This is a genomic window from Methylotenera mobilis 13 (assembly GCF_000384255.1).
GTDB classification, from domain to species: Bacteria; Pseudomonadota; Gammaproteobacteria; order Burkholderiales; family Methylophilaceae; genus Methylotenera; species Methylotenera mobilis_B.
This window is the reverse complement of sequence record NZ_KB913035.1, coordinates 1,040,965-1,053,975: the sequence shown is the minus strand read 5'-3', so window position 1 is coordinate 1,053,975 and position 13,011 is coordinate 1,040,965. Positions and strand designations below refer to the sequence as shown.

At 43.6% G+C, this 13,011-nt stretch carries 10 protein-coding genes; 5 read left to right on the top strand and 5 right to left on the bottom strand.

What is annotated here, in order from left to right:
- Positions 1-238 precede the first annotated feature (238 nt).
- From A391_RS0105060 to A391_RS0105040, 5 genes are all read left to right on the top strand, one after another.
- The gene (locus A391_RS0105060) at positions 239-1,729 is read left to right on the top strand and encodes a DEAD/DEAH box helicase (protein WP_019897810.1); all 1,491 of its coding nucleotides are present in this window, start codon (positions 239-241) and stop codon (positions 1,727-1,729) included.
- Between the two features lie 13 nt (positions 1,730-1,742).
- A complete protein-coding gene (locus A391_RS0105055) occupies positions 1,743-2,204 on the top strand; it encodes a YaiI/YqxD family protein (protein WP_019897809.1) in 462 nt (153 codons plus the stop codon).
- A gap of 90 nt (positions 2,205-2,294) precedes the next feature.
- On the top strand, positions 2,295-2,774 hold the full coding sequence (locus A391_RS0105050; RefSeq protein ID WP_019897808.1) for an FKBP-type peptidyl-prolyl cis-trans isomerase: 480 nt from the start codon (positions 2,295-2,297) through the stop codon (positions 2,772-2,774).
- Between the two features lie 45 nt (positions 2,775-2,819).
- The gene (locus tag A391_RS0105045) at positions 2,820-3,311 is read left to right on the top strand and encodes a hypothetical protein (protein ID WP_019897807.1); all 492 of its coding nucleotides are present in this window, start codon (positions 2,820-2,822) and stop codon (positions 3,309-3,311) included.
- 239 nt (positions 3,312-3,550) lie between these two features.
- Positions 3,551-4,165, top strand: a complete 615-nt coding sequence (locus A391_RS0105040) for a DUF4202 domain-containing protein (protein WP_019897806.1) — start codon at positions 3,551-3,553, stop codon at positions 4,163-4,165.
- A gap of 173 nt (positions 4,166-4,338) precedes the next feature.
- Here the strand turns inward: A391_RS0105040 and A391_RS0105035 are convergent, their stop codons facing one another.
- From A391_RS0105035 to nirB, 5 genes are read right to left on the bottom strand one after another with little or no spacing between them, the layout of a single operon-like run.
- A complete protein-coding gene (locus tag A391_RS0105035; RefSeq protein ID WP_019897804.1) occupies positions 4,339-7,056 on the bottom strand; it encodes a nitrate reductase in 2,718 nt (905 codons plus the stop codon).
- Between the two features lie 5 nt (positions 7,057-7,061).
- Positions 7,062-7,376, bottom strand: a complete 315-nt coding sequence (nirD, locus tag A391_RS0105030; protein ID WP_019897802.1) for a nitrite reductase small subunit NirD — start codon at positions 7,374-7,376, stop codon at positions 7,062-7,064.
- Positions 7,377-7,404: 28 nt separating this feature from the next.
- Positions 7,405-9,099 (bottom strand): bifunctional protein-serine/threonine kinase/phosphatase, encoded by a 1,695-nt coding sequence (locus tag A391_RS0105025; RefSeq protein WP_019897801.1) that lies wholly within the window; start codon positions 9,097-9,099, stop codon positions 7,405-7,407.
- Between the two features lie 57 nt (positions 9,100-9,156).
- The gene (locus A391_RS0105020; RefSeq protein WP_019897799.1) at positions 9,157-10,362 is read right to left on the bottom strand and encodes a nitrate/nitrite transporter; all 1,206 of its coding nucleotides are present in this window, start codon (positions 10,360-10,362) and stop codon (positions 9,157-9,159) included.
- Positions 10,363-10,391: 29 nt separating this feature from the next.
- Positions 10,392-12,821 carry a nitrite reductase large subunit NirB gene (nirB, locus tag A391_RS0105015; protein WP_019897797.1) on the bottom strand — a complete coding sequence of 810 codons (2,430 nt, stop codon included), beginning with the start codon at positions 12,819-12,821 and terminating at the stop codon, positions 10,392-10,394.
- Between the last annotated feature and the right edge of the window lie 190 nt (positions 12,822-13,011).

Here is a 13,011-nt window from a genome sequence, read left to right as displayed (position 1 = left end):
TTATTCACACAAATAAATGATGATTACTGTTGCCTCCCTCGATTGGTGTTGCTTTGATAGTGATAGGTTGGCGATAGAAGCGCTGAAAAAGTCAGCGAGCGAAATAAATAGCATCGTGCAATAAACCTGAACACTGTACAAAAATACTACGTCAGGCATTTTTCACTTAGCCTCAAGCTGTTTAACCGTTCAACCACTCATACAGAACTTCGCTAAATTTCCAAGCTGGAGCTACACTTTGACTATTGAAACAACAAACACACTTAACTTTGATGCGTTAGGTTTATCTGAACCTATCTTGCGCGCAATTAGCGATGCAGGCTACACATCACCAACCCCAATTCAGGCCAATGCCATTCCACTCGTATTAACTGGTGGCGACTTATTGGCTGGCGCACAAACAGGCACAGGCAAAACAGCAGGCTTTACCTTACCAATTTTGCACCTACTCAGCCAAAAGCCATTAGCAGAAGTGGCAAAAAGCCGCCCGCGCTGCTTAATGCTCACACCCACACGTGAACTTGCTGCACAGATTGAAGAATCAGTAAAAACTTATGGTAAATACTTACCACTGAGTTCTACTGTCATTTTTGGTGGCGTTAACGCTAATCCGCAAATAGCTAGACTGAAAAAACCACTCGATATTCTAGTCGCAACACCAGGCCGCTTACTAGACCATGCCAATCAGAAGAATGTTGATTTGTCAGGAATTGAAATTTTAGTGCTAGATGAAGCTGACCGCATGTTAGACATGGGCTTTATCCGTGACATCAAGAAAATACTCGCGATGTTACCAAAACAACGCCAAAACCTACTGTTCTCAGCAACATTCTCTGAAGAAATTAAAACATTGGCCGATGGCTTACTGCACAACCCAGGTTTTGTTGAAGTTGCGCGTCGCAATACAGCATCAGAACTTGTTGAGCAAACGGTACATATGGTGCCACAAGCACATAAACGTGACTTAGTGAGCCACTTGATTAAACACCACGACTGGAAGCAAGTGTTAGTATTCACTCGCACCAAGCACGGCGCAAATCGTTTAGCTGAGAAGCTAATCAAAGACGACATTCAGGCAGCTGCGATTCATGGCAATAAGAGCCAAGGCGCTCGTACCAAGGCGCTTGCACAATTTAAAGACGGTAGTATGCGCGTATTAGTGGCAACCGACATTGCAGCGCGTGGCTTAGATATTGACCAATTGCCGCAAGTGGTTAACTTTGAATTACCAAACGTACCAGAAGACTACGTCCATCGTATTGGCCGTACTGGCCGCGCTGGCAGTAGTGGTGCAGCAGTTTCGTTAGTCGATAGAGAAGAAATTAAGTTATTAAAAGACATTGAAAAACTGATTAAACGCGAAATTCCAAGAGTTAGCGTTGAAGGATTTACACCAGCAGCCAACCCAGAGCCAGAAGCGCCACGCGCCCCTCGCCCGCAACAAGGCCAACGTCGTAAACCTCAAGAAAATGGCAGACAAGCTGCGCCACAAAAAAATGGTGCATCACCTCAAGGCCAACAACCTAAACGTACACCGCCTGCACCTGCTCAGCCTAGATCACAAAAACCAATGTCTGAGGCGGCTAGACATCAAGCCATGCCGCAAGCGGCGATATTTGCACCGAAACCTACTAACAACGGCAACCGTAGCCATGCTCCGCGTGGTCAGCAAAACAGGGCTACGGCGAATTCAGGCAGCCAACAAAGAACTGGTGGCAGAGGTCGCTAACGCAATATAAATGATGAAGATTTGGGTTGATGCAGATGCATGCCCAGTTGTGATTAAAGAGATTTTATTTAGAGCAGCTGAGCGCACAAAAATCACGACGACACTCGTCGCTAATCAGTTTTTACGCACGCCACCTTCTGCGTACATTAAAACCATACAAGTTCCGAGTGGTTTTGATGTCGCAGACAATCACATTGTGCTTGCGCTAGAAGCTGGAGACTTGGTGATTACGGCGGATATTCCACTTGCAGCACAGGTCGTTGAAAAAGGGGCTTATGCCCTAAATCCACGCGGTGAACTCTATACCGAAGCCAATATTAAGGAACGCCTAAGTATGCGTAACCTAATGGAAGAGCTGCGTAGTAATGGTGTAGAAATCAGTGGGCAATCAGCTTTTAACCAAGGTGACAGACAAGCTTTTGCTGCGTCACTAGATAGACTAATCGCTAAACACCTGAAGAACGTGCAAGCCTGAAAATAAATATTGCCTACATTTAAGCAATTTCAAAAATATAGATTAAAATTTCAACATTATTTTTAAAAAACCTAGGTAGAGGATTTCACCATGCAAATTGCTATGAACACTGTTGTCACAATGACTTACGAACTTAAAGATGCTGATGGCAACGTGCTTGAATCAAGCAATGACCCAGTAGCATATTTACATGGTGGTTATGACAATATTTTCCCAAAAGTTGAAGAAGCCATGCATGGTAAAGATGTCGGCGATGTTGTGATTGTGGACTTACAACCAGCGGATGCTTTTGGTGAGTACGATGAAGAGCTAGTGCAAATTGAACCAGCCAGTGCCTTTCCTGCTGCTGAGTTAAAAGTAGGCATGCAGTTTGAAGGTGAAGATGAAACTGGTGATGTTGTACTATACACAGTAACAGAAATTGCTGACGGCAAGGTGATTGTTGACGGAAACCACCCTTGGGCTGGCGAGCGTGTTGTATTTACTGCCACCATTAAAGATGTTCGCCCTGCAAATAAAGAAGAAGTAGCGCACCAACACGTACATGGTGCAGGCGGCCACCACCACTAATAAGTTAGTATCATTTATTACAAAAAACGCCCACTGCTTATTCATATGAAACTATTTTTGCTTAGCATCACCACCTGCGTGGTGTTATGTTATACGCAGGTGACAACGGCTGCCACAATGTATCGTTGTGGCAATAGTTTTCAAGACACCCCTTGTGCTAACCAGAACTACAGTAAGACAATAAAAGCAGCCAAAGCAAGTAGTACTGTAGCGAAAAGTGGGGATTTATCTCCATATCAAGTAGATGCAGACTGTAAACAACGTGGTGATGCAGCAAAAAAAATGATGTGGCTTCGTCAGACAGGTAAGACAAAAGAAGAGCAATTGGAAAGTGCACAAGACGAGCAGGCTCAGGCACTAGTGAACGAGGTTTACAACAACCGAGGCACTACTTTAGAAGTAAAAAATGCGATTGAGCAATCATGCATGCAGCAAAAAGAGCAAAATAAGCTTGCTGAAGAACTGTTAAAAGAAGCGAAGCGGCTGAAGAAAACGCCATACACCCCTTCTGGCAATACTGCATCAGAAAAATATTAACCACAGGCAATCCCAGTACCAATCATTGATCAACGATTAACTCAACCTTGCGCTTGACTCTGGCGTATTGAGCAAGCCACGATAAACGCATAGATGGCTTATCCTAACTGGATGCTAGCAACCGACTTCACTCATCGCCCAATTTAAAGAGGTTAAATACCTTAAGCGAAATATACTAAGAGTTAACTCATTGGTTATGTTAAAACGTAGATTCAATTCATCAGGACATTCTTCAACAAATGAATATCTCAAACTCATCAAAACTTGCCCAAGCGATTGAGCGCTTCGATGCATTTAATGAGGCGGACCCTAACTTAGAGGTTGCTGACGGCATGACTTATGCAAAAGAGTTGCTTTATGCGCAGCGGATGACAGCAATGCTCAATCGTTACACAGCAAACGCATCGGAAGCTTTGCAGCTTGCTGCGAGATGTCAGCATATTGGCCGTTGGAAAACACCTCGTACTGACTACCCAATGACTAAAGCTGGATACCATCAGTGGCGAAATGCGCTAAAAACGTTCCATGCAGATACCGCACGAAGCATTTTAAAAGAGCTGGAATATGATACTTCGCTGATAGAACGCGTTTGTGTGCTAGTGAAAAAGGAACTGTTAAGCACTGATCGTGAAGCACAAACATTGGAAGACGTGATCGTGCTAGTCTTTCTTGAACATTATCTTGAACAATTTGTTGCGACACACAGCGACTATGAAGAATCAAAATTCATAGACATCTTAGTGAAGTCTTTAAGAAAAACTTCTAAGGAGGCTCGCCAGTTTATCCTCACGATGACTACCTTACCAACAGCATTAGCGCCAATGGTAAAAAAATTAGTCACAGAACACTTTTAAAAAAAGTCGAACTATCACCCAGCAATCACTGCGATATCAAGAAACGATGAATAGAAAAGCGCGCCATGAATGCTCATAGCGCGCTTTTCTATTTTAGTGACAGCCGCTATTAAGCCAAAACATTAAGGCTAAGAAACAGCAGCCAATATAGTGAGTCGACTTAACATCTAACCTTAATGTTTAGCATGTATGCGCACCAACTGTTTTAACTCAGGCACACAAGACCCGCACTGTGTACCGCATTTGAGCTTATTCTGCAATGTGAGCAAATCTGCGCCCAATTGAATATTATCGATAATTTCATTCTCTGCAACATCCAAGCAGTTACATACAATCTTGCCGCGGCTACGCTGACCAGCTGGCGGTGCACTTAACGGCGCTAATGCCCAGCGACGTAGCTCAGGGCTAAACTCGCCAGTTCCCATGACATCTTTAAGCCAAGCAGCAGCTAAGGTCTCACCCACTAATCTAACCCCAGTGACCTCTGCCTTATTTTCTAAGTTGGTTTCAACCAGAATACGTTTACTGATGCCACGCTTAGCATCGAGATAATTAAGCAATGGAGCATCCCCCGTCATGCCCAGCAGCGCATCGATGTCCTGAATCACTTGCTCATCAGGTGCCTCTGTGTGCGCTGCTCTTAGGATGAGCATGCCACAATGGTTTTCTGTCTCACGCCCAAACAAGCCACAACTAGCGTACTCAAAATGAGATAAAAATCCTTTTAACTTTTGCAACACTTCTAGATTATGTATCGTGCGCATCACGGTCATGCGCCAGGGCAGTTCTAACTTTTCTAACTTAATCGCAGTATGCTTAAGCTCGGGTTGCTTAGAAACTTTGTCATAAGCCGAAGGCATTAATGCATTAACGCCTAAACCATGCATATACTGGCTACCCCAGTGCATCGGAATAAAGGTCTGGGAGGGTTTCACCTCATCTGACGTTTGAGCAGGTAATACCAAGCTACCGCGTTTATTGCTCACTCTGACAATATCTCCATTTTTAATGGAGCGGCGCATCATATCATCAGCGCTCATATGAATCACAGGCTCTTCTGCATGGTTAAATAACTGCGCAACATTACCAGTACGACTCATACCATGCCACTGGTCGCGTAGACGACCCGTCAATAGGTGCAGTGGATAACGTGCATCTGTTTTATCTGCAGTGCCTTTATAAGTAGCATTCAGGAACTGTGCTTTCCCATCAGGCTTCTGGAACACACCGTCTGCATACAAACGTGCCTTACCTGTTACATCACCAGTTTTAAACGGCCATTGTTGCGGGCCCTGCTCATTAAGTAATGTGTAGCTGAGGCCAGTAATGTCTAAATCTCGCCCGCGCGTAGTTTCACGATGCTCATCAAAGATCTGTTCAGTTGTCGCGTATGGAAACAACTTGGTATTTTTTGCGAGTCTTTGTTCTAAACGTTGTGCAAAATCTACAACAATTGCCCAATCATGGCGTGCTTCGGCTGGTGGGATGACAGCAGGATTAACACGTGTAATGCGGCGCTCAGAATTGGTAACCGACCCTTCTTTTTCACCCCATGTGCTAGCTGGTAGTAAGACATCAGCATATTGGCAAGTTTCAGTATTATCGAAGGCATCTTGCACAACCACTAGCTCAGCATTTTCTAACGCTTCTAATACCTCATTAAGATCAGGCATAGACTGTGCAGGATTTGTACAGGCAATCCAGATTGCTTTAATACTGCCATCTTTAACTGCCTTAAACATATCAACAGCGGACTTACCTGGTACATCAGGTACACTTTCAATACCCCACAAACTAGCGACTTCAGCACGATGCTCTGGATTAGCTAAGTCACGGTGACCAGATAACAAGTTAGCCATTCCGCCAACCTCACGCCCACCCATCGCATTAGGCTGGCCAGTCAATGAGAACGGCCCTGCTCCGAGTTTACCAATTTGACCTGTGGCTAAATGCAGATTAATCAAGGCTGCGTTTTTATCGCTACCATTTACCGACTGATTCAAGCCTTGGCAGTACATAGAAAGCGTTGGGCCTTTACCAAACCACTTTGCTGCAGTAATAATGTCTGCTTCTTTAATACCGCAAATATCGGCCACCATTTTAGGCGTATATTCACGAACAGTTTCTTTGAGCTCAGCAAAGCCATTGGTATAGGCATCAATATAGGCGTTATCTAACATGCCTTCCCATAACATGACATGCAACATACCGTTGAACAGCGCCACATCCGTACCCGGCAAGATTGCTAAGTGCAAATCTGCTGCCTTAGCGGTATCCGTCTGGCGTGGATCGACGACGACTATTTTTAAATTAGGATTCTTCTCTTTTGCATCTTCAATACGACGATAAATAATCGGATGTGCAAATGCAGTGTTAGAGCCGGCAATAAATAAACAATCAGTATGATCAATGTCTTCATAACAAGCCGGCGGAGCATCAGCGCCAAGCGTTAACTTGTAACCGGCAACGGCTGAGCTCATGCAAAGCCTTGAGTTTGTATCAATATTATTGGTACCAATCAAGCCTTTGGCTAATTTATTGAAGACATAATAATCTTCTGTCAGCAATTGCCCAGAAATATAAAAAGCAACACTATCAGGACCGTGTGTTTCTATTAATGTTGCAAACTTCTCAACCACTAAGTTGAGTGACTCATCCCATGTCGCTCGCTTCCGAGGTAAATCACGATTCGTGCGTATCTCAGGGTACAGAAGTCGATTATCCAGCTTAGCTGATAGATGTAGTGTTGACCCTTTGGTACACAAACGTCCAAAGTTTGCTGGATGTTGTGGATCACCTTTAACATCGATAATTTTGTCATTTTCAGAATGAATAATCACCCCGCAGCCAACGCCGCAGTAACAACAAGTACTTTTAGTTTGCTTAATCAAATCAATTACTCTTTTAATTCTAAATAAACTACGCCATCTTCAATCTTAGTATTGAAACATGCTGTCGCACCTTCATCTGGCTCATCAGCTTTGCCATCGACTAAACTGATTTTCCAGCTATGTAATGGACAAGCAATTTTGTCACCATACACAATCCCCTCTGATAGTGGGCCGCCTTTGTGTGGGCAACTATTATTCACAGCATAAATACGGTCATCTTCTAAACGAAACACACCGATATCAATATCTTTACTGCGCACAACACGTGCGCCTAACTTAGGGATTTCTTCAAGAGGTGCAACTCTTACCCAATTACTCATTTTTGTCCTACCTTTATATCTAGATTAATCACGAAACTACTAACAAATAAATCAATAAAAAATTTAAGATTAACGAAAAAATCGCTATCCATTGCCACTTAACTAACCGAGCGCGGGCAATCAAAGGTGTACGTACTGGTGGCAAAATAGGCTTTAACTCACCATGTTCTAGTGCGATTAGCATTTCCTCAGCTGTTTCAAACCGCACTTTAGGGTCTGTTGCAATTGCTTTTAATACAATATTTTCTAACCAATATGGAATATCCGGGCGGTATCTGGTCGGTGCCGTAGGGCTACCAAACTTAGGATGCTGAAAAGGCTCAATTTCGCCATGTGGATATTTACGTGTTAGTAAATGATACAGCGTAACACCTGCCGCATAAATATCACTCTGAGGCGTTGCCGTTTCACCTTCAAACAATTCCGGCGCCATATAACTAGGTGTGCCTGGATTTTGTACCACATCTGATTTATTTGTTTGCATGCTCGATGCAACGCCTAAATCTAGGATACGTAGTCGCTGATCACTGCCTTGATGCACATTAGCAGGTTTAATATCTCTATGCACAATATTTAGACGATGCAAGGCACCAATACCGCGCATCATATCGATGCCAACTTTAAGAATACCAGCTACCGTAAAGTGGTGTCCGCTATCTAATCTTTGTTGTAAGGTTGCACCTTCATGCCAGCTCATCACATAATAAAGCTTGCTTCGCTTCTCAACTGAAACTGGAAACACTTGGGGCACGTACTGAGAAACCACCCGTTTTGCTAACCACTCCTCATTCAGCAAGCCATGACAACTCTCCGTGTCTGTTGCTAATGCTGGTTGCAGGGTTTTTAATACAAACAGTTGCTTAGTTGTCGTATGCCTCACTTTATACAGCAAACTAGCTCGTGACTCATACATCAACTCAAGTACTTCAAAGTCGTCAATATGGGCACCCACACTTAACTTATCAGGTACTGTAAGGTGCTTACCACCTGCTAAAAGCTCTAATAAGGTATCCTCACCTAATGCGGTAACTCTTAACGCAACTGCAGTAGAATTATCCTGGCTGCCTTTTTCAATCGCCGTTTTAGTGAGATGATCGCAAATCATTTGAGGGTTATTGTATAAGCCCAAAAGCTTATGGATAGTTTGCTCGCCTACGCTGTCCCACACGCCGTCGCTCATTAAAGCAAACACATCACCTTCTTGCAATGCTCCTTCAGAAAAGTCTACTTCTAGATGTCGATCTAAACCAACTGCGCGCTTTAAAACATGACGCATATCAGGTCTGTCCCAAACGTGGTCAGTCGTCAGTTGTTTCAGCACGCCATTTCGCAGTAGATAGATACGGGTGTCGCCCACATGCGCTGCATAGTAGCGCTGTCCACGCAACACGAGCAATGACAAGGTTGTCGCCATCCCCACCATATCACTATTCGCATTCGCCTGTGCAATGAGCCAACGGTTTGCAGCCGTTAGCACCTTATCTAAAGAAGTAAGCGGCTCCCAAGTATCTGGTGTGGCATAGTAATCTGTCGTGACGGTACGCACCGTCATCTCAGAAGCTTCACCACCGCCAGCATTGCCACTTACGCCATCGGCGATTGCAAAAAGTGCACCTTTTACACTCAATTGCTCACCTGATGGCGTTACTAAGCCAACATAATCTTCATTACGTGATCTAGGGCCAGTAAGGCTAGATTGGCCCACAGTGAATTGAAGTGACATAGTTGACTTTTATACCTAGTTTTATACTTGGTTTAGTATAGTTAGTTAAGACAAGCGCTATACTTTAGCAGTTGTTGCTGCTCCCCAAGTGGTACGCCAGCGAGTTTTAACGCCAACTAAACCAAGCACAGCCAAAGCAGCTAACCCTGCAAAAATCAGTATACCAACTTGGTAGCTACCAGTCGCTTGTTTAATAATCCCTAAGCTTGATGCTAAGTAAAAACCACCAACCCCACCTGCCATACCAACCAAACCGGTCATTACGCCAATTTCTTTACGGAAGCGTTGTGGCACTAACTGGAATACTGCACCGTTACCCATACCTAGAATCGCCATTGTTGGCACGATTACCCATAACGCCAATTGATAAGTTGGCTGACCAAAGCTCATCACCACCAACAATACAGAAGCTAATATATACATTGTAAGCAAAGTACGAATACCGCCCACACGGTCAGCTAACCATCCACCTAAAGGACGCACAAGCGAACCTGCAAACACGCACGCTGCGGTACAGTAGCCAGCGACCACAGGCCCTAATGCATATAAGTCATTGAAATAAATAGTAAGAGATGACGCAAGACCTACAAAACCACCAAAGGTAACGCTGTAGAAAAACATGAACCACCAAGCATCTTTATCTTTAAGAATTTGTACGTATTGACTTAACGATTTTGCTGCTGGCGCATCAGGTGCGTCTTTTGCAAAAATGATATAAATAAACATTGCGATACTTAATGGAATTAACGCTAGACCAAATACGTTATTCCAACCATATGCCACGGCTAAACCAGGTGCAAACAATGCAGCAAACACTGTACCAGAGTTACCTGCGCCAGCAATACCCAATGCTGTACCCTGATGCTCTGGTGGATACCAACGACTTGCTAACGGCAATGCAACAGCAAACGCAGCACCCGCAAAGCCTAGTCCTAAACCTAACATTAACGTGTGCTGGAAAGTTTGTAAGCCATGTAACCATGCTACCAATAAGCTAGCAAGCACAATCACTTGACCGATTAAGCCTGCCATTTTAGGTTTAATCTGGTCAACTAAAACACCCATCACGATACGTAATAGTGCACCCGCCAACACAGGGGTTGCCACCATTAAGCCTTTTTCTGCTGGTGTCAATTGTAGGTCTGTCGCAATCTGCACAGCTAACGGCCCCAACAGCACCCACACCATAAAGCTTAAATCAAAATATAAAAAAGATGATAGCAAGGTCGGTGTATGACCTGATTTCCAAAAACTAGATTTCATTATATTGTTTCCTAATCTTTAACAATGCATTAAACAGTAATAGTTTCGTATTCTTTATGTTGCTCACGATTTTGCACACGCTCAGCCCAAGGATCTGATGCACCTTGCAACGCATAAATTAAGCGCTCATATGCCGCTTTGCGTCCTTCTGCATCTTCAAGAATACGTTGTTTTACATACTCTAAACCAACACGTTCAATCCAATGCACCGTACGATCTAAGTAGCGCGCTTCTTCGCGATAAATCTGAATAAATGCACCTGAGTACTCCATGACTTCATCTGAGGTTTTTACTTTACATAGAAACTGTGCTGCTTCAGTTTTAATACCACCGTTGCCGCCTACATAAATTTCCCAGCCTGAATCCACACCAATAATACCGACATCTTTAACACCAGACTCAGCACAGTTACGTGGACATCCAGAAACCGCAAACTTCACTTTATGTGGTGCCCACATATGGTCGAATGCTTTTTCGATATCAATGCCTAATTGGGTAGAGTTTTGTGTTCCAAAACGGCAGAACTCTGAACCTACACAGGTCTTCACAGTACGGATACTCTTACCATAAGCATAGCCTGATGGCATGTCTAAGTCTTTCCACATGTCGACCAAGTCATCTTTTTTCACGCCAAGTAAGTCAATACGCTGACCGCCAGTTACCTTCACCATCGGCACTGCATATTTATCTGCAACGTCTGCAATTTTTCTAAGCTGATCAGGGGTAGTTACACCACCGTACATACGTGGAATCACGGAATATGTACCATCTTTTTGGATATTTGCATGCACACGTTCATTAATAAAACGTGATTGCGGGTCATCTTTTGCCTCGTGTGGCCAAGTTGAAAGTAAATAGTAGTTAAGTGCTGGTCTGCAAGTTGCACAACCGTTTGGTGTAGACCAAGCCATGCCTTGCATAGCATCTGGAATGTTCAAGTATTTATGGGTGCGGATTTCTGCACGCACCTCTTCATGGCTCTTTGTAGTACATCCACACACTGCTTTACTTGTAGATGGAGGCGCATAACCACCACCTAAAGTAGATGCCAGAATCTGCTCAACCAAGCCCACGCAAGAACCACAGCTAGAACCAGCTTTAGTTTGTTTCTTCACATCATCAATCGTGAATAAACCTTTATCTTGAATGGCTTTAACAATCGTGCCTTTACATACGCCATTACAGCCACACACTTCCATTTCATTGGTCATGGAAGCTGCTTTATCTTGGCCTTGATGACCACTATTACCTAGTGAATCTTGGCCGAACATGAGGTGATCACGAATCTCGTGGATGGCCTTACCATCTCTTAACATCTGAAAATACCACGAACCATCCGTGGTATCCCCATAAAGCACGCTACCAACGATTTTGTCATTTTTGATGATGAGCTTTTTGTAAATCCCACCAACTGCATCGTGCAAAACAATTTCTTCTGTATCATCACCGCCCATAAAGTCACCGGCACTGAACAAATCAATACCTGTTACTTTAAGTTTAGTTGATGTGACTGATCCTTTATATTGGCCTATGCCAAAGTTAGCCAAGTGCGTAGCACACACTTTAGCCATTTCAAATAATGGTGCAACAAGTCCGTAAGAGATACCACGGTGCGCTACGCACTCACCCACTGAATACACGCGTGGATCATAAGTTTGCATGGTGTCATTGACCACAATACCTCTATTGCAATAAATACCTGCCGACTCAGCTAATGCGTAATTTGGGCGGATACCAACTGCCCACACTACCAAGTCTGCTGGGATCTCTTGACCATCGCTAAATCTCACAGACTTCACGCGACCTTTTTCATCGCCAACCAACTGCTCTGTATTTTTATTTAATAAGAAACTAAGGCCTTTAGCTTCTAGATTTTTTTGCAGCATTCCACCTGCAGTTTTATCTAACTGACGCTCTAACAACCACTCGTTTTTATGGATAACTGTTACATCCATGCCCTGAATTTTTAAGCCGTTTGCTGCTTCTAGACCTAATAAACCGCCACCGATTACCACAGCATGTTTATAGACTTTTGCAGCCTCAATCATGTCGTTCGTATCTTTAATATCACGGTAACCCAACACACCCTCAAACTCGTTGCCTGGGATTGGTGGCATAAACGGCTTAGAGCCTGTCGCGATTAAGAGTCGGTCATATTCAGCACTGATACCGTCTTCTGTATAAACCACACGGTTTTTACGATCGATTTTATTCACCCGCGCACTTGTGTGCAGGGTGATATTGTTCTCTGCATACCATTCTCTGGTATTTAAAATGATGTCATCAATCGTTTGCTCATTTGCAAGCACTGGAGACAACATAATGCGGTTGTAATTAGGGTAAGGTTCATCGCCAAACACGGCGATATCGTAAAGATCAGGTGCTATTTTCAGCAACTCTTCTACTGTACGCATCCCGGCCATACCGTTACCAATTACTACTAATTTCATCTTTTGCATGTTTTCACCATCAATTAATCTAAATTGTCGTTTCGCTCACATATAGGCAGTAATCATGCCAACTTTAACAATTCATTAAAATATTTTTTTCTATTCAAAACAGATACTTATTTTCACTACACAATAACCATATTATTACAATGGGCTCTTTAACAGTGCCAGTGCACCATTATGGAATTCCATAATGGTG

Bases quoted from the DNA above. Each gene is read 5' to 3' on its own strand.
- A391_RS0105055 (WP_019897809.1), top strand. From the start codon at position 1,743: ATGAAGATTTGGGTTGATGCAGATGCATGCCCAGTTGTGATTAAAGAG.
- A391_RS0105050 (WP_019897808.1), top strand. From the start codon at position 2,295: ATGCAAATTGCTATGAACACTGTTGTCACAATGACTTACGAACTTAAA.
- A391_RS0105045 (WP_019897807.1), top strand. From the start codon at position 2,820: ATGAAACTATTTTTGCTTAGCATCACCACCTGCGTGGTGTTATGTTAT.
- A391_RS0105040 (WP_019897806.1), top strand. From the start codon at position 3,551: ATGAATATCTCAAACTCATCAAAACTTGCCCAAGCGATTGAGCGCTTC.
- nirD (WP_019897802.1), bottom strand. From the start codon at position 7,376: ATGAGTAATTGGGTAAGAGTTGCACCTCTTGAAGAAATCCCTAAGTTA.
- A391_RS0105025 (WP_019897801.1), bottom strand. From the start codon at position 9,099: ATGTCACTTCAATTCACTGTGGGCCAATCTAGCCTTACTGGCCCTAGA.
- A391_RS0105020 (WP_019897799.1), bottom strand. From the start codon at position 10,362: ATGAAATCTAGTTTTTGGAAATCAGGTCATACACCGACCTTGCTATCA.
- nirB (WP_019897797.1), bottom strand. From the start codon at position 12,821: ATGCAAAAGATGAAATTAGTAGTAATTGGTAACGGTATGGCCGGGATG.